The organism is Paenibacillus sp. NPDC056579 (genome assembly GCF_042793215.1).
Classification (GTDB): domain Bacteria; phylum Bacillota; class Bacilli; order Paenibacillales; family NBRC-103111; genus Paenibacillus_S.
On sequence record NZ_JBHTVD010000024.1, the window covers coordinates 1 to 26,027 of the forward strand.

The 26,027-nt window shown below is 48.7% G+C and carries 22 protein-coding genes and 1 riboswitch; all 22 genes read right to left on the reverse strand.

Annotated elements, in window-relative coordinates:
- Window positions 1-579: 579 nt before the first annotated feature.
- Window positions 580-2,595 (reverse strand): NAD-dependent DNA ligase LigA, encoded by a 2,016-nt coding sequence (gene ligA / locus ACFQ88_RS39100; RefSeq protein ID WP_379463284.1) that lies wholly within the window; start codon window positions 2,593-2,595, stop codon window positions 580-582.
- A gap of 75 nt (window positions 2,596-2,670) precedes the next feature.
- Entirely contained in the window at window positions 2,671-5,016 is a 2,346-nt protein-coding gene (pcrA, locus tag ACFQ88_RS39105; protein WP_379463286.1) for a DNA helicase PcrA, read from the reverse strand.
- A 16-nt stretch (window positions 5,017-5,032) separates the two neighbouring features.
- Window positions 5,033-5,749: a heptaprenylglyceryl phosphate synthase gene (gene pcrB, locus ACFQ88_RS39110; RefSeq protein ID WP_239630393.1), complete on the reverse strand. Its 717-nt coding sequence runs from the start codon at window positions 5,747-5,749 to the stop codon at window positions 5,033-5,035.
- A 182-nt stretch (window positions 5,750-5,931) separates the two neighbouring features.
- A complete protein-coding gene (locus ACFQ88_RS39115) occupies window positions 5,932-7,863 on the reverse strand; it encodes an FtsX-like permease family protein (protein WP_379463290.1) in 1,932 nt (643 codons plus the stop codon).
- On the reverse strand, window positions 7,838-8,617 hold the full coding sequence (locus ACFQ88_RS39120) for an ABC transporter ATP-binding protein (RefSeq protein WP_239630395.1): 780 nt from the start codon (window positions 8,615-8,617) through the stop codon (window positions 7,838-7,840). The genes ACFQ88_RS39115 and ACFQ88_RS39120 overlap by 26 nt, the downstream gene beginning before the upstream one ends.
- A 156-nt stretch (window positions 8,618-8,773) precedes the next feature.
- Window positions 8,774-9,844, reverse strand: coding sequence for a sensor histidine kinase (locus tag ACFQ88_RS39125; RefSeq protein WP_379463293.1), 1,071 nt, complete (start codon window positions 9,842-9,844; stop codon window positions 8,774-8,776).
- On the reverse strand, window positions 9,841-10,548 hold the full coding sequence (locus ACFQ88_RS39130; protein ID WP_379463295.1) for a response regulator transcription factor: 708 nt from the start codon (window positions 10,546-10,548) through the stop codon (window positions 9,841-9,843). Before ACFQ88_RS39130 ends, ACFQ88_RS39125 begins: the two co-directional genes overlap by 4 nt.
- Window positions 10,549-10,825: 277 nt before the next feature.
- Window positions 10,826-11,932: a spore coat protein gene (locus tag ACFQ88_RS39135; RefSeq protein ID WP_239630398.1), complete on the reverse strand. Its 1,107-nt coding sequence runs from the start codon at window positions 11,930-11,932 to the stop codon at window positions 10,826-10,828.
- Between the two features lie 22 nt (window positions 11,933-11,954).
- Window positions 11,955-12,197, reverse strand: a complete 243-nt coding sequence (locus ACFQ88_RS39140; protein WP_239630399.1) for a spore coat protein — start codon at window positions 12,195-12,197, stop codon at window positions 11,955-11,957.
- A 185-nt stretch (window positions 12,198-12,382) separates the two neighbouring features.
- Window positions 12,383-13,366, reverse strand: a complete 984-nt coding sequence (locus ACFQ88_RS39145; protein WP_379463298.1) for a DUF4340 domain-containing protein — start codon at window positions 13,364-13,366, stop codon at window positions 12,383-12,385.
- Window positions 13,363-14,739: a GldG family protein gene (locus tag ACFQ88_RS39150; RefSeq protein ID WP_379463300.1), complete on the reverse strand. Its 1,377-nt coding sequence runs from the start codon at window positions 14,737-14,739 to the stop codon at window positions 13,363-13,365. Before ACFQ88_RS39150 ends, ACFQ88_RS39145 begins: the two co-directional genes overlap by 4 nt.
- A gap of 57 nt (window positions 14,740-14,796) precedes the next feature.
- Window positions 14,797-15,507, reverse strand: a complete 711-nt coding sequence (locus ACFQ88_RS39155) for an ABC transporter permease subunit (RefSeq protein ID WP_239630402.1) — start codon at window positions 15,505-15,507, stop codon at window positions 14,797-14,799.
- A complete protein-coding gene (locus ACFQ88_RS39160) occupies window positions 15,500-16,612 on the reverse strand; it encodes an ABC transporter ATP-binding protein (RefSeq protein ID WP_379463302.1) in 1,113 nt (370 codons plus the stop codon). The genes ACFQ88_RS39155 and ACFQ88_RS39160 overlap by 8 nt, the downstream gene beginning before the upstream one ends.
- Before the next feature lie 539 nt (window positions 16,613-17,151).
- Window positions 17,152-18,141 carry a copper amine oxidase N-terminal domain-containing protein gene (locus ACFQ88_RS39165; RefSeq protein WP_379463304.1) on the reverse strand — a complete coding sequence of 330 codons (990 nt, stop codon included), beginning with the start codon at window positions 18,139-18,141 and terminating at the stop codon, window positions 17,152-17,154.
- A gap of 447 nt (window positions 18,142-18,588) precedes the next feature.
- Window positions 18,589-18,674, forward strand: a riboswitch (cyclic di-GMP riboswitch).
- 255 nt (window positions 18,675-18,929) lie between these two features.
- The gene (locus ACFQ88_RS39170; protein ID WP_379463306.1) at window positions 18,930-19,679 is read right to left on the reverse strand and encodes a hypothetical protein; all 750 of its coding nucleotides are present in this window, start codon (window positions 19,677-19,679) and stop codon (window positions 18,930-18,932) included.
- Between the two features lie 15 nt (window positions 19,680-19,694).
- Window positions 19,695-20,924 (reverse strand): ABC transporter permease, encoded by a 1,230-nt coding sequence (locus tag ACFQ88_RS39175; RefSeq protein WP_379463308.1) that lies wholly within the window; start codon window positions 20,922-20,924, stop codon window positions 19,695-19,697.
- A complete protein-coding gene (locus tag ACFQ88_RS39180) occupies window positions 20,921-21,610 on the reverse strand; it encodes an ABC transporter ATP-binding protein (RefSeq protein WP_379463310.1) in 690 nt (229 codons plus the stop codon). The genes ACFQ88_RS39175 and ACFQ88_RS39180 overlap by 4 nt, the downstream gene beginning before the upstream one ends.
- A gap of 141 nt (window positions 21,611-21,751) precedes the next feature.
- Window positions 21,752-22,750: a dTDP-glucose 4,6-dehydratase gene (gene rfbB / locus ACFQ88_RS39185; RefSeq protein WP_379463312.1), complete on the reverse strand. Its 999-nt coding sequence runs from the start codon at window positions 22,748-22,750 to the stop codon at window positions 21,752-21,754.
- A gap of 10 nt (window positions 22,751-22,760) precedes the next feature.
- Window positions 22,761-23,606 (reverse strand): dTDP-4-dehydrorhamnose reductase, encoded by an 846-nt coding sequence (gene rfbD, locus ACFQ88_RS39190; protein WP_379463314.1) that lies wholly within the window; start codon window positions 23,604-23,606, stop codon window positions 22,761-22,763.
- Between the two features lie 4 nt (window positions 23,607-23,610).
- Complete coding sequence (gene rfbC, locus ACFQ88_RS39195) at window positions 23,611-24,171, reverse strand: dTDP-4-dehydrorhamnose 3,5-epimerase (RefSeq protein ID WP_379463316.1); 561 nt, start codon at window positions 24,169-24,171, stop codon at window positions 23,611-23,613.
- Between the two features lie 26 nt (window positions 24,172-24,197).
- Complete coding sequence (gene rfbA, locus ACFQ88_RS39200) at window positions 24,198-25,076, reverse strand: glucose-1-phosphate thymidylyltransferase RfbA (protein ID WP_379463318.1); 879 nt, start codon at window positions 25,074-25,076, stop codon at window positions 24,198-24,200.
- A partial coding sequence (locus ACFQ88_RS39205; protein WP_379463320.1) for an oligosaccharide flippase family protein occupies window positions 25,073-26,027 on the reverse strand: 955 nt, incomplete at its 5' end. The genes ACFQ88_RS39205 and rfbA, both read right to left, overlap by 4 nt.

Here is a 26,027-nt window from a genome sequence, read left to right on the forward strand (position 1 = left end):
GCACGCCGCCAGCGTTCGTCCTGAGCCAGGATCAAACTCTCCATTAAAGTGTCGCCGAAGCGACCGTATAACAGAGCTTGTCTTAAGCTCAAAATGATAAAACAATTACTGGCATTTCAAACATCATTTGTTCAGTTTTCAAAGAGCTTTCGTTGCATCACTTTTTTGTCGTGACAAGAAGTTATCTTATCATATTCGACAATCTTTTGCAACTTTTTATTATTTCCATTTTGTTGCTGTCGTCCCTCGAACCTCTCAGCCCTCAGCGGCGACAAAAAGTAATGTACCACAAATCAGCTATGGAATGCAACTATTTTTTTAAAAAACTTATAGCATCCCATTTTGGCGTTCAATTCGTCCTATTAACCGCCTTGCCGCAAGACTCATATTACCTTTGAAATGCTACAGGATCAAGCACTAGGTCAGTTCAGAATCGTCACTATAAGCGGTCCATTACAGGGTGCGCCTTCTCAAGTCAAATTATACAATTCCTGAATCGATTTGCTGATAATAATTTCACCTTCCCTACTGGTATTAAAAAGGGAGGCTCGCCAAGAGCCCCCCTTCCTAATGTTACTGTTATCCGTTCAAAAGCTGAAGCAGCTCCTGCTCATCGGTAATAACTCGTATGCCCAGCTCCTGCGCTTTGGTCAGCTTGCTTCCGGCGCTTTCTCCGGCGATGACGATATCGGTCTTTTTCGATACGCTGCCGGTAATTTTGGCGCCCATTGCCTCCAGCTTCTTGCCCGCTTCATCCCGGCTCATTGAAGATAAGGTGCCGGTAAGCACAACGGTCTTGCCGAAAAACGGATTATCAGTATTCGCCACAACCGGTGCTTCCTCGCTTACCGGGTTCACTCCGGATTGAAGCAGACGCTCGATGCTGCGCTGCATGACCGGGTCGCGGAAGAAGCTCACGATGCTGTCGGCCACAATGCCGCCGATATCCTGCAGCGTAACGAGCTCCTCGGCCGTAGCCTGCATGATTTTATCCAAGCTGCGGTAATGATCCGCGAGCACCCTCGTGGTCGTTTTCCCGGTGTTGGGAATGCCCAGCGCAAATAAGAACGACGCGAGATCGCATTGTTTGCTTTTCTCAAAGGCCGCGAGCAGCTTGTTCGCCTTCTTCTCTCCGAACCGCTCCAGCTTAATCAAGTCGTCGAAAGTCAGATCATACAGATCGGCCGGGTCACGCACGTCAAGCTCCTGGTACAGCTGCTCGGCGGTCATGATGCTGAACGTCTCGATATCCATAGCATCTCGGGAAGCGAAATGCGTAATACGCCCAATCAGCTGCGGACGGCACTCCAATCGGTTCAAACAGAACAAATGCGCGCCCTTCAGTTCCAAAGTAGAGCCGCAAGACGGGCAATGCTCCGGATAAACGATCTCCTGTCCGTCCTGCTCCTCTGTCGCTTTGCCGAGAATTTCGGGAATGACGTCGTTGGAACGGCGAATGAGAACTTGACTGCCCAGCGCGTACTTCAGGTTTTTGCGCTCGATATCTCCGATATTGTTCAGCGTACAGTTTTGAACCGTTACTCCGGCAATGTCGACAGGCTCCACCTTCGCTACAGGCGTGATTTTGCCCGTACGGCCCACTTCCCACGAAACCGACAGCAGGGTAGTGACCGCTTCCTCCGCCTCGAATTTGAAGGCAACGGCCCAGCGCGGGAATTTATCCGTATAGCCGAGCACCTCGCGCGTACGCATGTCCGTAATTTTTACAACGAGTCCGTCGATCAGAAAATCAAACGTATTGCGCATGGAAGCAACGTTGTCCAGCTCCTCCGCCACCGCTTCGATCGAATCGAAGAAACGAACAAACGGGCTCACCTTAAATCGGTTGTCGCTCAAAAACGATACCATCTCCTGATGATCCTGGAAGGTAAGACCATCGGTATAGCCGATATTATAAAAATAAGCGTTCAGCTTGCGTTCTGCCGTCACTTTGGGGTTCAGGTTACGCAAAGCCCCGGCTGCCGCATTACGGGCGTTTTTAAGCGGCTCTGCGGCCGTCTTGTTGTATTCGTCCAGCACGGACAGGTTCATAATGCCTTCGCCCTGCACTTCAATAACGCCTTCGGTATATGGAATGGTAAGAGGAATCGATTTGATGGTCTTCACCTGCGCAAGAATGCCTTCACCCACAACGCCGTTACCGCGAGTCGCCGCCTGCACTAGCCTTCCGCCCTCGTAGGTCAGATTCAATGTCAGACCGTCGAATTTCAATTCCATGACGAAAGAAAGCGGCGGCAGAGGGGTATCTGGATTTTTGCTGTTGTAGTCGTTCACCAGCTTCAAAGCACGGGTATGCCATGCGGCCAAATCCTCTTGATTCTGCGCTTTATCCAAGCTCCACAGCCGTGATCTGTGCTTATGCTCATCGAAGCCCTTCAGCAGCTGATCGCCTACCCGTTGGGTCGGGGAGTCGGGCAAAGTCACCCCGGTCTCCCGCTCCATCGACACAAGACGGTCATACAGCTTGTCATAGTCCGCATCGCTTAAACTCGGCTGATCCAGCGTGTAATACAAATAATTATGATGGTTAATTTCTTCGATGAGGGCTTTCATGGCCTGCAGAGCATCCGTCATTTAGGAAAACCGTCCTCTCCAAATTAGAAATATCCAAAACAATCCGCCGCACCGGAAGCAGCAAGCTGATGCTTATCAGCCTTCCTTGGTGATCGGTGCAAATTTCGCCAGCAGCCGCTTCACGCCGACAGGCGCCGGGAAAGCGATCTGCAGCTCCGTATCGTCGCCGGATCCCTTGATGGCGACGACGACGCCGGTGCCCCACTTGCCATGGGCGACTTTATCGCCCATCTTGTAGTCGGTCACCGGCTTGGCGCCACCGGCGCCTGCTGCTGCAGCCGCGGGACGCGCAGCGCCCGCCGTGGCGGCTCCGCCCGCGCTCGGGCGGAAGCTCGCTGCCGCGGCCGGCCGGGCCGAGCTGCCGAAGCCGCCGCCCGCGGAGGAGCCGAAGCTGCCGCCGGTGCTGCCGTAGCGGCCTTCGCGGCTGCCCCAGGAGCTGCCGCCCGACCGTCCGCCGATGGTACCGCCAGGCGACGCAACCTCCAGCAGCTCCTCCGGAATCTCCGTCAGGAACCGCGACGGAGCGTTCATATTCGTACGCCCGAACAGCGTACGCATTCTCGCACAAGTGAGGAACAGTTCCTGTTCCGCGCGCGTAATGCCCACATAAGCGAGGCGGCGTTCCTCCTCAAGCTCTTCATTGTCGTTGTTCGCCCGGCTGTGCGGGAAGACGCCTTCCTCCATCCCGATGATGAAGACAACCGGGAACTCCAGCCCCTTGGCGCTGTGCATCGTCATCAGCACGACGGAATTGTTGGCGTCGGCCGCCGCTTCCGCTTTGTCGTTCATCGAATCGATATCCGCGATAAGAGCCAAATCGGTCAGGAACGAGACGAGCGACTTGTCTTCGTTGCGCTTTTCAAAGTCCATCGTAACGGACAGGAACTCGTCGATGTTCTCCAACCGGGCGGTCGCTTCAATCGTCTTTTCGCGCTGGAGCTCGACGCGGTATTCCGTCATCTCGAGCATTTTTTCCGTCAGCTCGGTTACGGACAAATAGTCGACCATCCGGTACAGGTTGTTGATCATCTCGCGGAAATCCGCCAAGGCATGCTTCGCTTTGGTCCCGATTTCGAGCGCTTCGACCTCCTCCAGCATGGCGAACATCGAAATACCGCGCCGTCCGGCCGCATCAGCCAACCGGTCGATCGTCGTATCGCCGATACCGCGTTTGGGCACATTGACGATTCTTGCGAAGCTGATATCGTCGTCGGGATTCGAAATAAGCCGCAAATAACCGAGAATGTCCTTGATCTCTTTACGGTCATAGAACTTGATGCCGCCGACGATCTGGTAAGGAATATCCGATTTGATCAAAATTTCCTCTATGACCCGCGACTGGGCGTTCGTACGGTACAAAATCGCATGATGATCGTAGCGTTTGCCGCTTTTTACATTTTTATTGATTTCGTTCGTAATAAAGTACCCTTCCTCATGCTCGGAATCGGCTTGATACAAACGAATTTTGCTGCCATCGCCCTTATCGGTCCACAAATTTTTGGCCTTGCGTCCCGTATTGTTGCCGATTACCTTGTTCGCCGCATTCAATATATTGGAGGTGGAGCGGTAGTTTTGCTCAAGCAATATGGTCGTCGCGTTAGGGTAATCCTTCTCAAAGTTCAAAATATTGCTGATATCCGCGCCGCGCCAGCGGTAAATCGACTGGTCGCTGTCCCCTACGACGCAAATGCGCTTGTGCTTGTCCGCCAGCATCAGGCAGAGCATATATTGGGCGCGGTTCGTATCCTGATACTCGTCGACGTGGATATATTGGAATTTGTTCTGGTAAAACTCCAGCACTTCCGGCACTTCTTTAAACAGCTGAATCGTCGTCATGATCAAATCGTCGAAGTCGAGCGAGTTGTTGCTTTTCAGCTTTTTCTGATACAGCTTGTACACTCTAGCGACAATGCCGTCGAAGTAATCGCCGATCAGGCTCTCGAGCATTTCCGGTGACTTGAGTTCGTTCTTCGCCGTACTGATGGCCGCTTGAACGGCCTTAGGCTCGAACTTTTTCGAATCGATGTTCAGTTCCTTCATACAATTCTTCACAACGGACAGCTGATCTCCCGAATCCAATATGGTGAAACTCGAAGAAAAGCCCATGCGGGAAATATCTTTGCGCAGAATGCGGACGCACATGGAGTGGAAGGTGGATACCCAAATGTCCTGTCCTCCGGCTCCTACGAGATGGCCTACGCGCTCCTGCATTTCCCGAGCCGCTTTGTTCGTAAAGGTTATCGCCAAAATGCTCCACGGAGCCGCTTTTCTGGTAGCGATCAAATAAGCGATCCGGTGCGTAAGCACACGGGTCTTGCCGCTCCCCGCTCCGGCCATAATCAGCAGCGGACCGTCTACGGTTTCGACCGCTTTCTTTTGCTGAGGGTTCAAAGTATTTATAGATGAAAAAATATCAATCATTCGGATCCATTTCCTTTCATTGCTTATTGACGGCGGAAGCTTTCGCCTCTCTCACCGCCTGAACGGTAGCCAGCGCTTGCTCCGGCTGCTCGTACACGGCATTGCCGACAACGACGGTATGTGCCGCCAGCGCCGCATCATATGCTTTCTCCGGGCTGTCGATGCCGCCTCCATAGAACAATCGGGCATCCTTCAGCAGCTCTTTGATTCTCGCCGTCAACTGCATATCGCCGAACGTACCGCTGTATTCCATATAAAAAATCGGGCAGTGCAGCAGCCGGTCGGCCAAACGGGCATACGCCTCCACATCCCTCGTATCCAAAGCCGTATTCGCCGAGGTGACACGCGCCGCAGTGGACTGCTCATTCAAAATAACGTAGCCTTCGGTCACAACCTGGCTCCAATCCATGATGGCGCCGTACTCGCGCAAAGCCTGCTGGTGATGCCCGATAATCCATTGCGGATCGCCAGCATTCAATACCATAGGGATGAAGAAGAAGTCGAATCCGGGAACTATCGCCTCCTGATCGGAAATCTCCAGTGCGCAAGGCACCTCGAATCTCCGGATGCGGGACAATAGGTCGACCGTGTTGTCGAACGTTACGCCCGATGATCCTCCTACAATAATAGCGTCCGTCCCCGAAAGACATACCCGCTCCAGCAGCTCGTCGGAAATATCCCGGTCCGGGTCCAGCTTGAATATATGGTTCCATTGCTTAAAATCCCAATGCAACGTATTGCCTCCGTTCCTTGTTTGACAGTTTGGGGCTCCCAAACCTGCTTATATAACCGTCTCTACAGACAAGTCTATGCTACCGTTCAAATCGTGTCAAATCCGTTTCCAGCCAGTTTTCCCCAGCTTTTTGCCGATACGAAAAGAAAACGCCTGAGAACACGTGTTCCCAGGCGTTTTGATTATAATTTTTTCATTTGTCTCATATAAGCATGGCGTGTCAGCAAGAAATAAAACAGCTGCATCACCGCATAAATGACCATGATCATCGCCCCGTATTTCCATACGCTGACGTTCATCAGGTTGCTTAAAGCTTTATAGGCAAAGCCGGCGTGAATGCTGCCTACGATAACCGGGATGAAGAAGATAAGCCCGATCTGAGCGTTCGTGACGGTCCGTATTTCCTTCATCGACACTCCGATTCGCGTCAGCGCCTTATACTGGGCCTGATCATCCTGCAGCTCGGTAAACAGCTTGAAGTACAGCATACTGCCGGAAGCCATGAAAAAGAGGAAGCTGATGAAGACGCCGATAAACATCGTGAACGAGCTGAACTGCTTGATCTCCTGAAAAGCATCCGCTCGGGCTATAACCTGCTTCTGCTGATCTTGGGTTAAGCCCGCCTTCAGCTGCTGGACAGCTTCTCGAGATTGCTCCCAATGTGCCAGTTCATACCCGGCGTAATACGCCTTGTCCTCTTCCCGCGCTTTGGATAAAATCGTTCCGAACTGTTCATCGTTCATAAGAACGACTTGATTCAGATCATAATCCAAACTGAGAAAGGATCCGTTCAGCTGACCGTCCATTTGCAAAGAAAGAGGAGCTCCAGACGCTGTCGCCGACAGCACGTCCCCTTTGGCGAAATACTGGACATTCCCGCCTGTATACGGATAAATAAAGACCGCATGATCGCGGGCGATTTGCAGAGGGGCCGCGCCCTGCTCCTTCTTCGCCGTCTTATTGTAGCTGCTTGCAGGAAGGATGAGCACATCTGTCTTTCTAGTGCGATTAGGCAGCTTGAGTTCGATAGCAGTGACTACCCCGACGTCCGAGATGCTCTCCGTCACCTGCATCCCGTTTTGTGAGAGAGTGCCTTTTACCTGCTCTGGCTTCATAGCCTCCGGTACGGCAGCTCCCCGGCTCGTAAAGCCGATCGCTTGAGGGTAGGAGTCCACCAGCTGCGCTCTCGCGCCTTGATAAAACATATAGACGGAACCGGAGGCCGACAAAATGACGGCGCTTAAAACGGAAACGACAAACAAAATTCTGGCGTTATCCTTCATCTTGAACACAAGCTGTGAAATGGTGATCAGCCGCGTGCTCCGGTAATACAAGTGCGGCATCCGCTGCAGTCTTTTTAATATAGCCACACTGGCTTGGGTGAACAAGAAGTACGTGCCCAGCACCACGATCAAAATAACCGGTATCATCACGAGCACAATATTGCTTGGCGACGAAGTATAGGCTGTATAATAGCCGCCTCCGAGACAAACAACCGCTAGAGCGACGAGCCATCCGGAAGCAACCGGCATGGCTTTGGGCTTCTTGGAAGCTTTCAGCAGCTCAATAACCTGGTTTCGCCCCATCCCCACTAGCGTAATAAGAGTGATTGCCAAAAACAGAAGCATGAAGCCCACCGCCGTATAGAGCAGCGCTTGAGGGACGATCAGGAAGCGAATCGGGTTATCGACCTGCATCAGCTGGGCCAGCGCCATGAAAAACAGCTTCGAGAACAGCGTACCCAAGGCGCAGCCGGCGACGATGGATAGCAGGGCAATCGCGGTATTTTCGTAAAGCACCAGCTTGTTGATCTGCGTACGGGTCATGCCGAACAAGGTCAACAGGCCGATTTCCTTTTTACGTGTCTTAAGAAAAGCGAAGCTGGCATACAGCACGAAAAAGAACGAAAAGATGGCGATCAATATTTCGCAGGCGACCATGCCCTGCCACACTTTGTCGGCGCCTTGAATTTTGCCGCTCACGACATCCGGATGGAAAATGAAGGACGCATAAATGTAAAAGATCATAACGGAAAACGTGCTGCTCAGAAAAAAAGCGATGTACCGATGCCAATTGCCCTGGATATTCTTAAGCGCGAGCTGTCGGAAAGTCATCGAAATCCCCTCCCAGATAGCTTAACGCGTCGAGAATTTGCTGGAAGAACGCAGGCCGGTTGGAGCCGCGGCGAATTTCGTTGAACAGGCGTCCGTCCTTAATAAAGACGATCCGCTTGCAATAGCTTGCGGCGAACGGGTCGTGCGTCACCATCAATATCGTAGCGCCCCGCTCCTCATTCATCTCCTTCAACGACTCCATGACGTCCTTGGCCGCCTTCGAATCCAGATTCCCGGTCAGCTCATCGGCAAGCAGCAGTGCCGGCTTATGAATCATGGCTCGGGCAATCGCGGCACGCTGCTGCTGGCCCCCGGACACCTCGTACGTTCTCTTGTCCAGCAGGTGGGTAATGTTCAGCATGTCCGCCACCTCCCGAACTCTCCGCTCGATCTCACTCACCTTCACATTTTCCAGCACGAGCGGCAGGATAATATTCTCTTTCAGGCTGAGCGTCTCGAGCAGGTTGAAGTCCTGAAAAATAAACCCGAGCTGCCTGCGCCGAAACAGCGCCAGCTCCTTGTTGTTCAGCTTGCTGGGATTCGTCCCGTTAATCTCTATGTGGCCCGATGTGGGTTGATCTATCGTTGCGAGCAGATTGAGAAGCGTCGTCTTGCCGCTGCCCGATGGGCCCATGACGCCGACGAACTCCCCCTCCTGAATTTCGAGTTGAACCTGATCGAGAGCCTTATAGACGGCGTTTCCGCTCTTGCTTCCGTAGGTTTTGCATAAACTGTCCGTTTTCAACACTGCCATGTTCCATTGCCTCCCTAACCTTTCATTAGAAGCCCGGCTCGTTCAGCCCCTTGCCTTCGCTGTCCGTGACCGGCTTATGCCCTTAAGTATAGAAGAGGACGGGATAAGCTGCTATCGATTCACCTTACAGAAACAGGCGGCAATCTTACAATATTGTCACCTTCTGAGCACATCATGAAGCACCGAGGCGGGAGGAAAATGAATCGTCACGGTCGTTCCGACGCCGGGAGCCGACTGAATGTCAATCCGGTGTCCGAGCTTGCGGCACAGCTCCCTGACGAGATACAGCCCCATTCCCGTCGATTCTCCCGTCGTTCTCCCATTCTCCCCCGTGAAAAAAGGATCGAATACCCGCGGCAAATCGTGCCCGGGAATGCCGATGCCCGTATCCCGAAAGACAGCCCGGACACCGTCTCCCTTGTGCAGGAGGGTTATTTCGAGCTGCTTGCCCGCCTCTCCGCTTGTATTCTTCGCATATTTGATGGCATTCGAAACAATTTGCCGGAAAATGACCGCAATCCATTTCTCATCCGTTTCCGCGTAACGGGCCTCTTGGTCTACCGCCAGCTTGGGGAACACCCCTTTGCGGATGCAAGCTCTTTTATGCTCATTAATGACGCCGCGGACCACCTGCTCCAGATTGACCTTGTGTATATGAACATCCAGCTCGAACTTCTCCAGCCGGGCCGTTTGCAGCATCATATCCAGTCCGTGGGCGAGCCTGTCGTTTTCTTCCTGAATGCTTTGCAGCGTTTCCCGGGTATCCGTCTCCTCATCCGCTTGCTGAGTCAGTAAATCGATGACGGATACGGGCGTTTTCATTTGATGAACCCATTGGCGGATAAACACATCATGCTGCTCCTGCTGCTTGCGGTAATGCGTCAGCCGGTTCTCGACACCGCTGTGCAGCTGCCGGACAAGCTTCGCCATGAATTCCTGCTCCCTCGTCACTCCTTCCGGAAAGCTGTTGATCCGGTCCAGCGGCTCGGGATGCGACTCAATAGCCAGCAGCTTCTTATAGTAGGCTCGCTGACGGACATAATCGATCAAAAGATACGTAGCTACACCGGCCACACATAGCACGCCGATATAAAGCAGATTGTCCAGCTGAATGGATAAGCCCTGCGGCAGCATTGCCAGCTGTACGACGGCAACGACAAGCAGGATGTTGAATAAATAGATAGCGATATAGCCGATTCGATCGGCAATAAAATCGATCAGCTTCATACCGAAGCCCTCCAGATCGTGTTCATCCGGTAGCCTTGCCCGCGAATCGTCTCTATCGCCTTATGGATGCCGAGCTCCTCCAGCTTTTTGCGGACTCTCGTCACATTGACGGTCAACGTATTGTCGTCGACGAAATCGATATCGTCCCATAGAGCCTCGAGCAGCTTCTCTCTAGTGACGATACGATCGGCATGCTTGGCCAGACAATCGATAAGCACGTATTCGTTGCGCGATAAATCTACCTTCTTGCCGTCCCACTCCATCGTGTTTTTGGCCGCGTCGAGGACCAGTCCCTCTACATCGAGACGGTCCCTCTGCATCGTCCCGGCTCCTGCATATTCGCCGTAAGCACGGCGAAGCGCACTCTTCACTTTGGCGATCACGATGTCCAGATGGAACGGCTTCGTAATGTAGTCGTCGCCCCCATGCTCTATCGCCATAACCTGATCCATCTCGCCGACGCGGGCCGACAAGAAGATGATCGGAGCATTCGACACCGTCCGGATTTGCCTGCACCAGTAGAATCCATCGTAATGAGGGAGATTAATGTCCAGCAGCACCAAATCCGGCTGTTGTTCAAGAAATATCCGCTTAATATCCCGAAAGTCCGTCGTCCGGACGGCCTGATAACCGTACTTCTCCATATATCCATGCAAAATGGCGGCAATTTTATCGTCATCCTCTACGATAAGAATCCGGTACAATGAGATCACCTCGCAGATGTGTCAGTTCTTTCCGTAGTACTCATTATACCGTTACCCTAGGCTGTTTGCAGCCAAACTCGATGGGTGCGACTATTTCTACATCTATATAGAAGCAATGGTTTTGCCAAGTGCGGATCGATTGGTGCTTATTCGGGAAATACGGGAAATTTCCTCGCTTGCTATAAGACAAAGATATACACTATACACAAAAGCCCCTACAGGTATGCTGCAGGGGCAAAAAAGGTGGTGCATTTTGAACAACGCCTTTTACACGTTCTTAGAAGTTGTATTTCCCGGTAACGCTGTTCTGCGGCCGGTCTTGTGCCGAGGTGACCGACGAGGAGGAAGCGTTGTTATCGTCCGAAGCGGTCCAATCGAAGCTGTTGCCGCCGCGGGTAGCGGAAGCGTCGCTTCCGTCGCTGTCATCGGTCCAGTTGTAGCTGTTGCCGCCACGGCTGGACTCTGCGGATGCAGAAGCGCTGTATGCCCCGAGGCTGGAGCCGAATCGGCCCGCCGCGCTGCTCGACTGCTGCGACTTGGCGCTGTTGTAGTCCGAGATGTCCGCGGAGGAACGAATCGTCGAAGCGGACGAAGTATATTCATTCGACAAGGCTTGCGACGTCGGATTTTGGTTGTAGCTGAATCCGGCCTCTCCGCTCGGAGAAGTGTACCCGTAGCTTGCTTGCTGGCTTTGTCCTTGAGCCGGCTGGCTGCTTTGGGAGCTGATATTCGCGGAGCTTAAGCTGCTGTAGCCTTGTTGATCGCTCTGGCTTGTGCTTTGGCCGTAGCCTGCCGTTCCATAGCCTTGGGAGGCAAAGCCCGCAGAGCCGTAGCTTTGACCGTAGCCCTGACCCGAGGAGGCTTGTTGGCCTTGAGAAGAAGCCGTGGATCCAACGATGGCGCCTCCTGAATGGGATGGTGCGCCATAGCCGCCTTGCTGCTCATACGACGCGTACAGCGGCTGTTGCTGCTGCTGGAACGAAGTCTGGTATCCTTGCTGCATCGGCTGCTGATACATAGCGGCACTGGTTGCATAGCTGCTTTGGATCGACTGCTGAACCATAGACTGAAGCTGCTCTGCTTTTTGACCTTGCTTCTGCAGCTCCTGATGAATTTCTTGCTGTTCGGCCATTTTGACGGAGCCGTAGCCATTCAGCTGCGACAATACTGTAAACAGCTCGGCTTGCTCTTGCATCATGCGCTGCGCCAAGCTTTGGAACGTTTGCCGGATCGCCGGATGCGTTGCTTCCAATGCAGCCGTCGTATATTCGCGCGCGATACGCTTTTGCTCGGACAATACCAGATTGCCCCAGTCCTGCTCTTGAAGCGGCATATGCTGCGAAGCATTGAAGCTTCGTTGTTGCTGTTGTTGTTGTTGATACATCTCTTTTACACCTCCTGGAATCTTAATGAGTCGTATACGTATGCTGCTGAAGCGTCCGAAGCAGCTGATCGGAGTGCTGCAGGCAATCTTGGGCAATTTGAGACAGCTTCTGTTTCAGCTGGGGAGACTGACAATCCGACAATCCGTGGATCGCGAGCTTAGCCAGCAGCTCCTCATTTTTCAAGCTATCGGTTATGTACGCCAATTCTTTGGAGCTGACCGTGTTCATTCCTTGCTGCTGTTGCTGCGCCTGTTGATTAAACATCGATATGTCCTCCTTTCGTCTTTGACAAAGGTAGAATGCCCCAAGAGTTGGAAAACTATGTGCACTTTTTTCTCATTATTGGAAAAATTGTTCATCGATTGCAGCGGGCTGCAGCGGCAACCGACAAATAAAAAAGCTCAGGATACCCGGAATCGGATATCTTGAGCTTTGTTCTACAGATTGCTCTATTGCTTAGGCTGTGTCTGATCGGACTGCCCTGCCGCTGGTGTCGGAGTCGGCTCAGGAGCTTGTGGCTGCTCCTTGAACTTATCGGCAAGCTCCTGCATGGACGCCGCCGGAACGGCATACGCCCAGGCTCCGTTTTGCTGCACAAGCCAGACGTTGTCCTGCTCCACCTTGCCTGTATACGTCACCGTCGTCTCTTTATTTGAAGAGTCGGCTGTCTTCACTTCGATGCGCAGCTCGGGAGAATCCATCTTCACTTCAGCTGCCGTCTTCGCCAGCTGCTCGGTGGAAATGAATTGCACCTTATCGAGATAGGAACCGGCATCCGAGCCTTTAATATCCTGTCCGTTCAGCTTCCAATTCGCCTCATACGACTTCTTGTCCGTGTCTGTCTTGGTAAGCGTAAATTTCTCACCCTTCCACTCGACGTTGATAGCGCGCACTTGGTCGTATTCCAGCCGGATCGGGCTCTTCTCCATCAAATCGAGCGGCGTGACCGCAAGAGATTTGACCTGGGAATCGCTCATCTTGAACACTTCCGGCGAGCCGCTGTACATGGCATAGACGAAGCCTTCAATGAGCATCGGATTGCCGATGATCAGCGTCTGCACCGTACCGTCCTTCAGCTTGACGGTAAACTGCTGCTGCGGCTTATCCAGCCCGAATTTGGCCAAATCTTTGCCTTCCGCGTCGATAGTCGCGTCCTTCGTCAATTGATTGAACGAATTCACCCAACCGTTCGAGCTGTATTCATTCAAAGGAAGCGGAGACGGCTTGGTCATCGACCATTTGCCGTCCTTTTGCTGCATTTCCAGATCCGTTTCAGCCGTCTTAACCGTGAAGCTGACGACGTCATCCTTGTTCACCTTGGCCAAGGACGCCGCCGGCTCCTTTTTCTCCTTGAAAAAGTCTTGGCTGGACGCGTACCAAAAACCTCCGATACAAATGATAACCAGAATCAGGGTTGGTATGAGCCGCTTCATCCTCTTCTCCTCCTCCACCAGATCGTACCGCCGACGATCAGGAAGAGTAACGGGAATAACAACACCGTACCATAGAAAATCGATTGAGCCTGACCGCCTGTAACCATTGCACGCTGCATTTGATTTTCACGAGGTCGAATCGTCACTTGATCTTTTTGCTCCTGCAGCCAGCCTACGCTGTTCAGAGCGAAGTCGCGGTTGCCCTGCAGCCCGATCACATCGTCCCGCAAGAATGTAGAGCCGCCGAGCACAACGGCTTTCGGCTTCTTGTCTTTCGTCTCGACCACATAGCCGAGATTCAGAGGGCCTTTAATGTCCGAATCTTCCTTGGTCGTGCCGCCTTTGGCCAATTGCTCGAGATTCGTCTCACCGTAGGCTTGATCCGTCGTTTTCAGAATCATCGTCGACGGGTAATCAGCTACAGGCTGTGCGTCGAGCGCAATAGCCAGCGTCATGGACATGAGCAGGTTGGAATTCTGCAGCTTGCTCGTAATATCATGGAAGCCGTACTCTGGAATAATCGTCAACGGGCTGACCAAGCGGCTGTTTTTCGGATCGATTGCAATCGCCTTATTCTCTTTAATGCCATAGAGGCCGAGCAGGGCGTCGATATTTTTCCATTTAGCCATTTGTTCGCTATAATTCAGTGCAACGTACAGCTTTCCTTTGCCGTTCAAATATTCCTTCATCAACGTCATTTCCGCGTCGCTTAGGTCGGATTGCGCCCCGATAATGAACAACGCTTGAGCGTCATCCGGGATTTTGCCTTCGCGCAGCAGGTTCAGCTCACCGACTTCGTAATTTTGCTCCTCCAAGCCGGTTCTCCACAGCGTCATTTGATTGAGCGGCGTTTCATTGTGGCCGGACAGGAAGTACACTTTCGTTTTGTCCTTCACATTCAAATTAATTAAAGCCTGGGTGAGCTTCTGCTCCCCGTTGAATTGATAATCGGTTTCCGATGTCGATTGGAACATGTCGTAGAAATATAACGTCTTCTTCTGCGTTCCGCTCTCCACCACCAGCGTACCGGCCGGATCGATCTCATATTTCGCAGCAATTTCCGGCTGGCTTTCGATATTGTATTGATCGAATACGATTTTGCTGTTGCGCTTCTTATATTCCTGAACGATATCGACAATTTCGCGATTCATCACTTCCGGAGTCTGGGAGCTGGTAAACGCCATCAAATGGACGTCTTTATCCAGCGTTTTCAACGTCTGCAGCGTTTGTTCCGACAGCGTGAACTGCTTGTTTTGCGTCAAATCGACCTGCAAGCTTTTCGTTGAGTTGAGAAATATCGTCAATACGATAAAAATGCCGATCACCGCAAGCGACAGCACGACCGCATTCGTACCGCGAATCCACTTGTTCAATTGCTTTTCCCCCTTCTCGCTTTGCATTTTCATCACTTAAGTCCTATGCAAAGCCGGTTATCTCCAACGTTTTCTTTCCAGCACTTGAATGCTTAACACGATAAATACGATGGCCAGCGTGACGTAGAACAGCACATCGGCAAAGTTCAGCACGCCCTTTTGCAGATTGTTGCCCCGGTTCATGATGGAGAACAGACCGATGTAATCTTTGATCTTGCCCCCTACCGAATCGCCTAGCCAATCAATCGTCCACAGGAACAGCAGGATGACAATGCCCAGAATCCCCGATACCATCTGGTGCGCGGACAGGGATGAAGCGAACAAGCCTACCGCCATCATCGCAGCCCCGACCAAAAAGACGCTGAGGAACGACAGCCACAAGACCGGCTGATCCAGTGTGCCATAAGAGCTCATGATAAGCGGATACAGCAAGCAGCCGCCTACGAGCAGCAATTGAACGACCAATGCCGCCAAATATTTGCCTATTACCACTTCCGTGATGCTGATAGGGGAGGTGAGCAGCAGCTCATCCGTCCCTTGTCGCAGCTCGTCCGATACCAAGCGCATCGTTAGAAACGGAATGATGATAACATATAAAAAGCTGACAGGGCTCGTCACCATGCGAACATCAATCATGCCGGAATATAAAAAGTTGGAGCTGAACATATAACCGACGATCAGGAAAAAGAAGGCGAATGCCGCATAAGAGGTCGGCGAGTAAAAATACATTTGCAGCTCTTTCTTGCAAACGGCCCACATTCTACGCATTCGGCGTCACCTCCGCCTTGGTGGATTCGTTATCGTCTTCGTCATCGGACGTCTCGACCGCTTCATTGGTCGTCAGCTTGAGGAAGATGTCCTCGAGACTCAAGCTCTCCCGCTTCATGGCGAGAATCGGATACCGCCGCTCCGCCATGCGGTAGAAGATCTTTTCGCGAATGTCCGCGTTATCCTTCGCGGACACGAGCACCTTCACGGTCGGCTCGTCCGCGACCGTGGCGGCTTCCGCGCCTGCGCCTTGCTCAGGCGCGTCCTGCTCCGGCTGCTGCTCGGGCGCAGCCGGGGTGGTTGCCGCTGCGGCCGTGCCGGCTGCGGCAGTGTCCGCCGCCAGCGGCTGTACGCTGGCGATGTGGGGCATGCCGCGCAGCTCGGCCAGAACGGCCTGGCGCGGCCCCTTGATCTCGAGCGATACCTCGAATCGCTCGCCCAGCGAATTCGCCAGCTGATCGGGATGGCCGTCCATCACGATGCGCCCTTGGTTGATGATCAATACGCGGTTGCAGAGCGTATTGATCTCGGGCAAAATGTGCGTGCTCAGCAGCACGGTGTGGTTCTCGCCCAGCTCGCGGATGAGCTGGCGGATTTCAATGATCTGCTTCGGATCGAGACCCGAAGTAGGCTCGTCCAGCACCAGCAGATCCGGATTGTGGATGATCGCCTGTGCGAGACCCATCCGCTGCTTGTAGCCCTTGGACAGCCCGCGGATAATTTGCCGCTCCCGCCCCTGCAGGCCAAGCCGTTCGATGACCTCTCCGATCCGGCGCTTCTTGTCCTTGCCCGGAATGCCGCGCAAATCGGCGATAAATTCCAAATACCCTTGTACCGTCATTTCCGGATACAGCGGCGGCGTTTCCGGCAAATAGCCGATCTTTTGCCGCGCCTTCTTCGGATGGTTACTCATCGACAGCCCGTCGATCGTGATCGATCCGACCGTCGGATTCAAATAACCGGTAATCATCCGCATCGTGGTCGTTTTCCCCGCTCCGTTCGGCCCCAGAAATCCTACGATTTCGCCGCGGCTCATGGAAAAATCGATATTGTGTACCCCTCTTTGGTTTTCGTACAGTTTACTTACCTGCTTTACCTCAAGCACGCATGTAACCCTCCATTCGAAACGAATTGTTCGCCTACTTAAGCCATTTCCATAAACAAAGTTGCTTAACCTCCAACAATATACAAATGAAACAATAATACCAGCTTAAACAAATCTGAAAATTAGATTAAAAATTTGTGTCTAAAATGTGAACGAGGTGTAAATATCTAAAGATCTCTTTAGAAACCTGAGGTTTTTCTGGATGGGTGATCATGAGAAAAGAGGTTATCGACTTATTCAGAGGAACGACCTCGTGCCGCGGATGCCTTTATCGTCAAAAAGACATGTTTTTCGCTGTGCCTTAATTGTTTGATCAAATCTCAAATGATGCGGTGAGAAAAACCTCTAGCGAGGTCCTTTCAAAGATGAGCAGCCATTGAGTTTTTCTTTAGCATAAACTGCTTTTCTAAGCAATGTGGTTTTTATCACCAAATAGAAACTTGCATCCGATGTCCTCGGTATATAAAAATTCTATTGTGAAAAAAAAAGACTCCCTGCAAAATACACGCAGAGAGTCCTTACGATCCGCTCTTCTTAGATTATTTGCCGAATTTCTTTAACAGCTCTTGCTTAGCTTCCTCTTGCACTTGCTCGAACTTGATTCTGTAGCTGCTAAGAATGTCCTCGCTTACCCCTTGGCTCCGTGCTTCGCTAATAATTCTGCCGAACTGCAATTCACATTCTATTACTTTAGCTGCCCCTTGTGCTTTCAATTGTTTTTTTGTTTCTTCATCTGCATCGGCATATTGATCTGCCAGCGGCTGAAGCGCACTGCGGCAGCTATTTTCCAATGCCTTAAGCTTTTCCTCCGCTTTGGCTTGCGCCGCCGCTGCGTTTTCGGAGCTGCCTCCTCCTCCGCTACCGCCAGAGCCGCCCCCTGCAACAGGTGGAGTGGTGACCGGGGTTTCCGTTTTTGGCTGCTCCGGCTGCTTCGTTTCTTCTTTAGGAGCTTCCGGCTTAGCCGCTTCTTTCGTTTTGCTCGTTACCGTGTAGGTTTCCGGATTCCACTCAATCGTTTTGCCGATCGACTCCGAGAAGAAGCGAAGAGGAACATACAGTGAATCCTGATAGATGAAGCCCGGCAGCTCTGCGCCGATTTCCTTTGTTTTGCCGTCAAACACATAGTTCACTTTCTCTTTGTACGCGCTGATCGCAGTCGGCTTCAAATTGGCTGCATCGACCTTCTCTTTTGCGGCGTCCCCGCGCACTTGGGTGTTCATGTTATATTCTTTAATCTCCGTCAGATCGGCCGCTTTCGGCTCTTCCACCGTTACCGTGTATGTATTGGCATCCCAACGCACCGCTTTGTTCAAAGAGTAAGAAATAAAACGAAGAGGAACATAAGTGCTTCCTTCATAAATAAAGCCTTGTTGACCTTCCGGCGGAGAAAAGACGTTATTATCGAAAACGAACTGCATAGGCGCATAGTAGACGTCGATTGCGGTCGGAGTTTGCTCAGCATAGGCAGGACCCGCCAATCCCAGTAAAAGCATCGAAGAAACAGACCATAATTTCCATTGTTTTAACATTCTAAAATCTCCTTTATAAATGGTTTTATTCCAACTATTAGCATTTCTATTATGGTATATTAAATTTAGTAGTACTTATTTCCTATTCTATTATTCATTAGGAGGTCTATTTACATATGCCGCTAATTAATGTAAAACGAATTTGGACTCCATTGGAACTATTCGGTATTCAGCTGCTCCACTCCAACGAAGATAAACACTGGTACATCAAGAGATCCCGCAAACCTTTAAAACGCATTCTTTAATTCTGATTGTGGGGCTAGATTAACGATTGGCTTATCTTCTTCACCTGCTTTCTCTACCTATAACTTAGTTGCTATAAGTCACCATGTCATTTAAACTATAGTACTTATTAACTAATATCGGCATTTTGATAGATCCTTTCTACTACTATATCTTGTAGAAAATCATATAGATTTGCTATAATGACCCTATTCACATTAGTTCGTACGATAATGGCAAACTCATTGAAAAGTGAGGACGCAAAGCTACAGGGGCTTCATCGTCTACCGATATGCCAGCCAGCTACCGAATAACGGCCTTCGTCCGATTTCTTATGTGTAAACAAAGAAAAGGAGAACGTGAATATGAGTCAAATGGCAGCTATCAATTTTTTGAAATCGCTCTCTGTCGAAATTTGGCTGAAGGAGCGGTGTTCATGATCGTGGATAGTCTTCTCATTTCCTTCATCATTATCTTGCTCATAGGTCTTAGCTACTGGAAAGACAAGCAGTACCGCAAAAGAGGATTACGTTAACTTAGAACAGGGATACCTTCGGGTATCTTTTTCATTTACCAAGACTGCTTCTAAGCTTGTCCGTAAACTGCTGCTCGGCCTTGCTAACTTCCGAATAGTAAGCCGAACGCAGCTGATTGACACTATCCGTCGCCAGCTGCAGCGCGGTAAGCTCGTTTTTGAGCTGAAGCAGCACCTGGTTCACTTGTGCTTGCGACTCCTCTTGCATGGCAGTAGCCTGCTGAGCAAACTTATTGCCAATCTCGCTCGGGGATCCTCCCTTTTTACTTGCAGCCAGCACTTGATCATATAGGCCATTAAGCTTTTGCAGATTTGCAGCTTTCAGCTGTACAAGCTGGTCCTCATATTTCTTGACCACTTCCTTCAGCTTCTCGTCAGAGTCGCCGGAATTGGAAGGAGCATCTTCACTTGGCTTTCCTTGCTGTTCCGGTTGCCGGTTAGGTTGCTGCTCTGATGAGACCTTTCCCTCTTCGAGAGGAGTGGCTGGTGACCCTTGCGCCGGGCTCCCTTTCTCTGGCTCCTTGCCAGCCTTCTCTTTCCCTTCCTTGAACGAATTAGTCGACGTCGTCGGACTTGCTTGCTTATCGTCCACCTTCGATTCGGATTTTGGATTCTTCGTATCCGAGTCTTTACTACCCATGTCCGGCTGTTTGGAAGGCTGCGTCGTTACATTTGTCGTAGCAACGGGAGGTTCCTGTGCCACTGCGGGAGGCGAGGATTTGCTGCATCCAACCGATACAACTAGACTTGCCAGCATCGCTCCCGCAATCCATTTCTTCATACCTATGTCCTCCGTCTATTCATACCGCAAAGCATCGATAGGCTTAATCCGCAAAGCTTTGGCGGCTGGAGTTATACCGAACAACAGCCCCAGCACTACGGAAAATAACAGGCAACCGGCAACGATCTCCCACGGAAAATGTGCAGATAGCACCGGGAATATCCGATGAAGTGTAATAAGCAGCCCATACGCTCCGGCGAGCCCAATGACACAGCCCATTACGCTGATGTACATCGCCTCCACCAGAAATTGCAGCAAAATATCCCACCACTGCGCCCCTACCGTCTTGCGTATACCGATCTCCCTGGTACGCTCCTTGACCGTCAAGAGCATCACATTCATAATCCCCAGTCCGCCAACCAGAAAAGAAATGCCTGTAATCCCCACTGCAATCGCGGTTACAAGATCGGTAATCGTATCGATAACGTGAAGCGCTCCTTCCGGCGCCATTAAGCCGAAATCCTGTACCCCGCCATGATTTTTGATAATCACAGGGGCAATCTTCTGCCTCACCGCTTCCAACCCTTCAGGAGACTGAGCCTTGAAAAAGATCATCGACGCATTTTGCAAATTCGCCGTTTCCGCGACCATCTGGTAGCTTGTATACACCCGCTCATCGAAATTAAAGCCGATCAACTGCTTTTCCTTCAAAACACCAATGATGGTGAAATCGATCCCTTTAACTTTCACCTTTTGGTCGAGTGCGCTTTGATCTTCAAAAAGCAGCTGCTTCACCGATTGCCCGAGCACAATGACCGGCGTTCCGTCCGCGGCCTCCTGTTCGGTAAAAAACCTTCCCTCTTCCAGCTCCATAGAGAAAACATCGGCATAGTCCGGCGTTGTTCCGGTGTACATCGTTTCCACGCTTTTCGTAGCTGTTCGCATGGACGTTATCGTCTCGATCTGCGGAGCCGCCTGCACGATCTCCGGTATTTGCTGCTTCACATCCATGGCGTCCTTGTAAGTCAGAGTACTAGCCACGGAGGTGAACGATAGCAAACTGGACAAGTTTGTCTGGCTAATATTTTTGCCGCTGTTCAGCAATTTCCCAGGCACGACCGCAATCTGCTGCAGACCGACGCTCTGTACCTGTCCGACAAGGCTGACCTTGAAGTTATATAACACGGACAGCAAAAACACGACCAACAGCGTACTAATAGCAATCCCCAGGACCGCCAACCACGTTCGCACCGGGTAGCTCCATAAGCCTCTTAGCGATACGATGAATACTCGCAGAAATCTCATGCTCTCGCCACCACCTCCGCCGCCGGATCCGCCCAGGCACCATTCCGTAAAGTCAGCATCCGTTTGGCCGTCAACGCCACTTCCCTATCATGCGTAACGAGAACAATCGTCTTTCCGCTATCATTTAGCGTTTGGAAGATTTGCAAAATGTCATCCTTCGAATGCACATCCAAATTCCCGCTCGGCTCGTCCGCCAGCAGCAGTTCCGGATCATTAATAATCGCACGGGCTATGGCGATCTTCTGCTTCTGCCCGCCGGACAAGTTCATCGTCGGTTCCTTCGCTTTATGCAGCATGCCTACTTGTTCCAAAGCCATGTGGATTCTCTTCTCTCTCTCTTTACGACTCTTGGTTGTATAGAGAAGGGGCAACTCCACATTATCTCTAACGCTAAGGCGAGGTATCAGCATGTACGACTGGAACACGAACCCTAGCCTCCGGTTCCGGAAGTCTGCTAATTTACTGCCCCGCAGCCGGCTGATATTTATTCCTTCGAACAGATACTCACCAGAAGTTGGCGTATCTAAGGTGCCTAGTATGTTCATTAGCGTAGACTTGCCGGATCCCGACGGGCCCATGATGGATATGTACTCGCCCTTGGTGATGGTGAGGTTTATGTTTTGAAGGATTGGGACTCTGGATCCCGCTTCGGTTAGTTCTTTTGAGATGTTTTTTAATTGGATCATGGGATTAGGACCTTTGTTTTAGGTATTAACTAACATACTAAAGATAGTAGGGCAGTTTAAACACTTTTAAACAATATCATACAATCGAAAGAAGTGATTCTTATAACTGTATTCAAATTGTATCATTTACAATCTGACATTCTAAGAGACGTTAGCATCACGATTAATAATTCGCTCCCACCAGTCTCTGTGTTCCAGATACCATTTGACAGTTTGAGCTATTCCTGTTTCAAAACTGAACATAGGTTTCCACCCTAATTGTTCTAACTTGGTTGGATCAATAGCATACCTCTTGTCATGTCCTAAACGGTCAGTTACAAACTCAATTAATTCTTCCGATTTTCCTAAAGTACGGATAATTGTCAAGACTACTTCTAGGTTTGTTCGTTCATTATGCCCACCTACATTATACACTTCGCCATTTATCCCTTTATGCAAAACTAAATCAATTGCCGTACAATGGTCCAATACATGTAACCAATCGCGAATGTTCTTACCGTCTCCGTACACTGGCACTTTTTGATTGTTAAGCACTCGAGATATAGTCAAAGGGATCAATTTCTCTGGAAAGTGATAAGGACCATAGTTGTTAGAGCATCTTGTAATATTCATTGGCAATCCATAAGTCTCGTGGTAGGCACGAACTAATAAATCTGAGGATGCTTTACTTGCACTATACGGGCTGTTAGGTTGTAGTGGTGTCGATTCAGTAAAAAATGTATTGGGATCGAAATCCAACTCTCCGTAAACCTCATCTGTAGAAACATGTACAAACTTGGTTATGCCGTATTTAATTGCTGCGTCTAATAGTACTTGTGTCCCTAGTACATTGGTACGAATAAACACGTCAGGTTCAAGAATTGAACGATCGACATGGCTCTCTGCAGCGAAGTGAGTAATATAGTCGAATTTCTCTTTCTCAAATAGTGACGTGATTTCTTCACGATTTGTGATATCAATTTGAACAAAACGATAGTTATCCTTATATTCGATATGAAGATGCTTACTCAAATCACCTGCATAAGTTAATAAGTCTAAATTAACTACTTCATAATGCGGATATTTATGAACCATATGTTGAACGAAGTTTCCTCCGATAAATCCCGCACCGCCAGTTACCAAGATTTTTTTTTGTGCCATTTAATTCACCTCATGGTTTTATTTCATTTAAATAATGGAAAACGGCTTCTTGCCATAGAGGCAGTGGTTCAAAGCCATTATCGACTAACTTTTTTTTTGACATACATGAATTTTTAGGTCGTACGGCTACTGTAGGATATTCTTGTGTTTTTATCCTCTCCACTGTTATGCTTTTACTTGATTGTATAAAAATTTCTTGGGCGAAGTCAGCCCAACTGCAGAATCCTTCATTCGTTGCATGATATACTCCATACTTATCTGTTTGAATTATGTCAATTAGTAGGCGCGCCAAATCCTTTGTATACGTAGGTGAACCAAATTGATCACTTACTACCTTTAATTTATTATTCTGTTCTGCTAGTTGAAGCATAGTTTTGACGAAGTTTTTCCCATTAAGCCCAAACACCCAGGATGTTCGGATAATAAAATACTCATTTAGTATAGCTTGTACAAGTTGTTCCCCTTCGTATTTAGTTAACCCATAGTAACTAATTGGATTGGGGATATCTGTTTCTAAGTATGGTCTTGATCCATTACCATCGAAAACATAGTCCGTACTGATATACATAAATTTAGAGTTGATTTCCTTCGCTGCCCTAGCAAGGTATTTTGTTCCTTCCACGTTAACGAGCCAGCATTGCTCTCTATCACTTTCTGCTTTATCTACCGCCGTGTATGCAGCGCAATGAATAATAACGTCAGGTTTTATTTTAAGAACATACTTTCTAACCGCTAATTCATTGGTGATATCAAGGTCTTTTCTACTAACTCCAATTATATTGAGGTTATGTATCCCCCCTTCCCTAACAACATCATAGCCAAGTTGACCATTATACCCCGTAACCAGTATATTCATCTACCTATCCTCCGTATCGGAAGTTGTGATCTACATCTTTTAAAAATGGTGCATTCCCATCCTTGGCTGATAATACAGGCGTAATGTTTATTGGCCATTCGATACCGATTGTTTGATCATTCCATATAATCCCGCGATCGAATTCTGGGGCATATAATTCGTCTACCTTGTATTGGACTTCTACATCTTCCTTTAATGTCATAAACCCGTGAGCAAACCCCTTTGGAATAAGTAATTGCTTCATGTTCTCTGCACTTAATTCAATGCCATACCATTTTCCATAGCTAGGACTGCCTTGGCGAATATCAACAGCCACATCGAATATAGCCCCGCGTGTACACCGTACTAGCTTGGTTTGAGCCTTAGGAGCTAATTGAAAATGTAATCCACGCAGTGTACCTCTTAATGCTGAGTAAGAATGATTATCTTGTACAAAATTAATTTCTATATTTTGTTCTTTATATTTTGCTTGACTAAAACTTTCCACAAACCAGCCACGATGATCCCCTAGCACAGTAGGCTCAACAACAATAACTCCCTCTAATGGTGTATTTAAAAATCTCATAGGGTACCCACTCTTTCAATTTATATTTAATATTTCATTTCACCATTTGCAACTTTAATTAAATATTGACCGTATCCCGTTTTACTTAACTTTTCACCACTTGCCATCAATTGTTCCTTAGTAATCCAATTGTTAATATAAGCAATCTCCTCAGGTGCAGCAATCTTAATACCTTGATGTTCCTCAATGGTACGTACAAAATTTGTTGCATCGACTAAGCTTTGATGGGTACCTGTATCAAGCCAGGTAAACCCTCTTCCAAGTAATTCAACCTCTAACTCACCAAGTTGTAAATAAATTTCATTTATCGAAGTAATCTCTAATTCTCCTCGATCAGATGGTTTTATATTCTGAGCTATGTCAACTACACGATTATCGTAAAAATACAACCCAGTGATGGCATAATGTGATTTAGGGATTTTAGGCTTTTCCTCAACACTAAGCACTTTACCATTCTCATCAAACTCAACTACACCAAATCGTTCCGGATCTTTTACATGATAACCAAAAACAGTTGCTCCGTGTGATTTATTTGCTGCACGGTACAGCATTTTACGCATACCACTTCCATAATATATATTGTCACCTAGAATCATAGCGACAGAGTCATTGCAAATGAATTGTTTACCTAATATAAATGCCTGTGCCAGTCCACCTGGATAAGGTTGTACCTCATACTGTAAGGAAATACCAAATTGGGAGCCGCTGCCCAAGAGAGATTCAAATCTTGGTGTATCTTCTGGTGTAGAGATTATTAAAATTTCTCGAATTCCCGCCAACATTAAAGTGGATAGAGGATAATAAATCATTGGTTTATCATAAACCGGAAGTAATTGCTTGCTTGTAACCATTGTTAACGGATATAAACGTGTACCTGAGCCGCCTGCAAGGATTATACCTTTCATCTGCTCACTCCTTTTATTCTAGTAAATATCTTTTTACCTACTTGGTCTATTAGAAAAAGAATTAATTTCTCTTTATAAAGAGTTAATACTAGAAAGTATAATATTAAACCCAACACCCCTTGGATGATAATTTTTATAACAGACTCAATATTTGTATGTTCAATTATTACTATAAAACCAAACATAGCCGTAGCCGATACAATATACAGTACGAAACTTTTACTAATATTTTTAAAATTTAAGAACTTCTGGACAAAAAAATATTGCACAGTTGTCACCGTTATTTCGGACAGAAGTGTTGCTACTGCAGTTGCATATATACCATACAACGGTACGAAAATCACATTTATCAGAACACTTATTACTGCCCCACATGCGATGGATATAGTAAGTTTATTTATTTGGTTCGTTGCTACTAATATTTGAGTTCCAAACAAGCTACCTAATCCAATAAATAGTATAATGGGACTAATAATTTTGAGTAACGAAGCAACTTCCAAAAATTGCATACCTAAAAACCATGTAATAAAGTTATTAGATATACTCGAAATAACAATAATCATCGGGATACTAATAAACAAAATAAATTGGAATATAATCTCCACATAATACATTATTTTCTCCCTATTACCTTTTACAAATTCTGCTGAAAGGCTAGGCAGCATTACAGCACTAATAGATGTTATTATAGTTAGTAATATTTTTATGATTTTTATTGCTTGATCATAATATCCAACTTCTGTTTCTGATCTATAGTAATTTAGTAATATTTTATCTACTGACAAATAAACTTGGCCTAAAATTTGAGGTAAGAATAAAACAAATATCGGAATAATATGGTCTCTTATTTTTACAAAATCAAATTTTGGTTTGATATCTATATACTTCAATGCTGTGAACCAAAGAATGACTTGACCTATTAAAACCGTCCCCCCATTAATAATTATATAT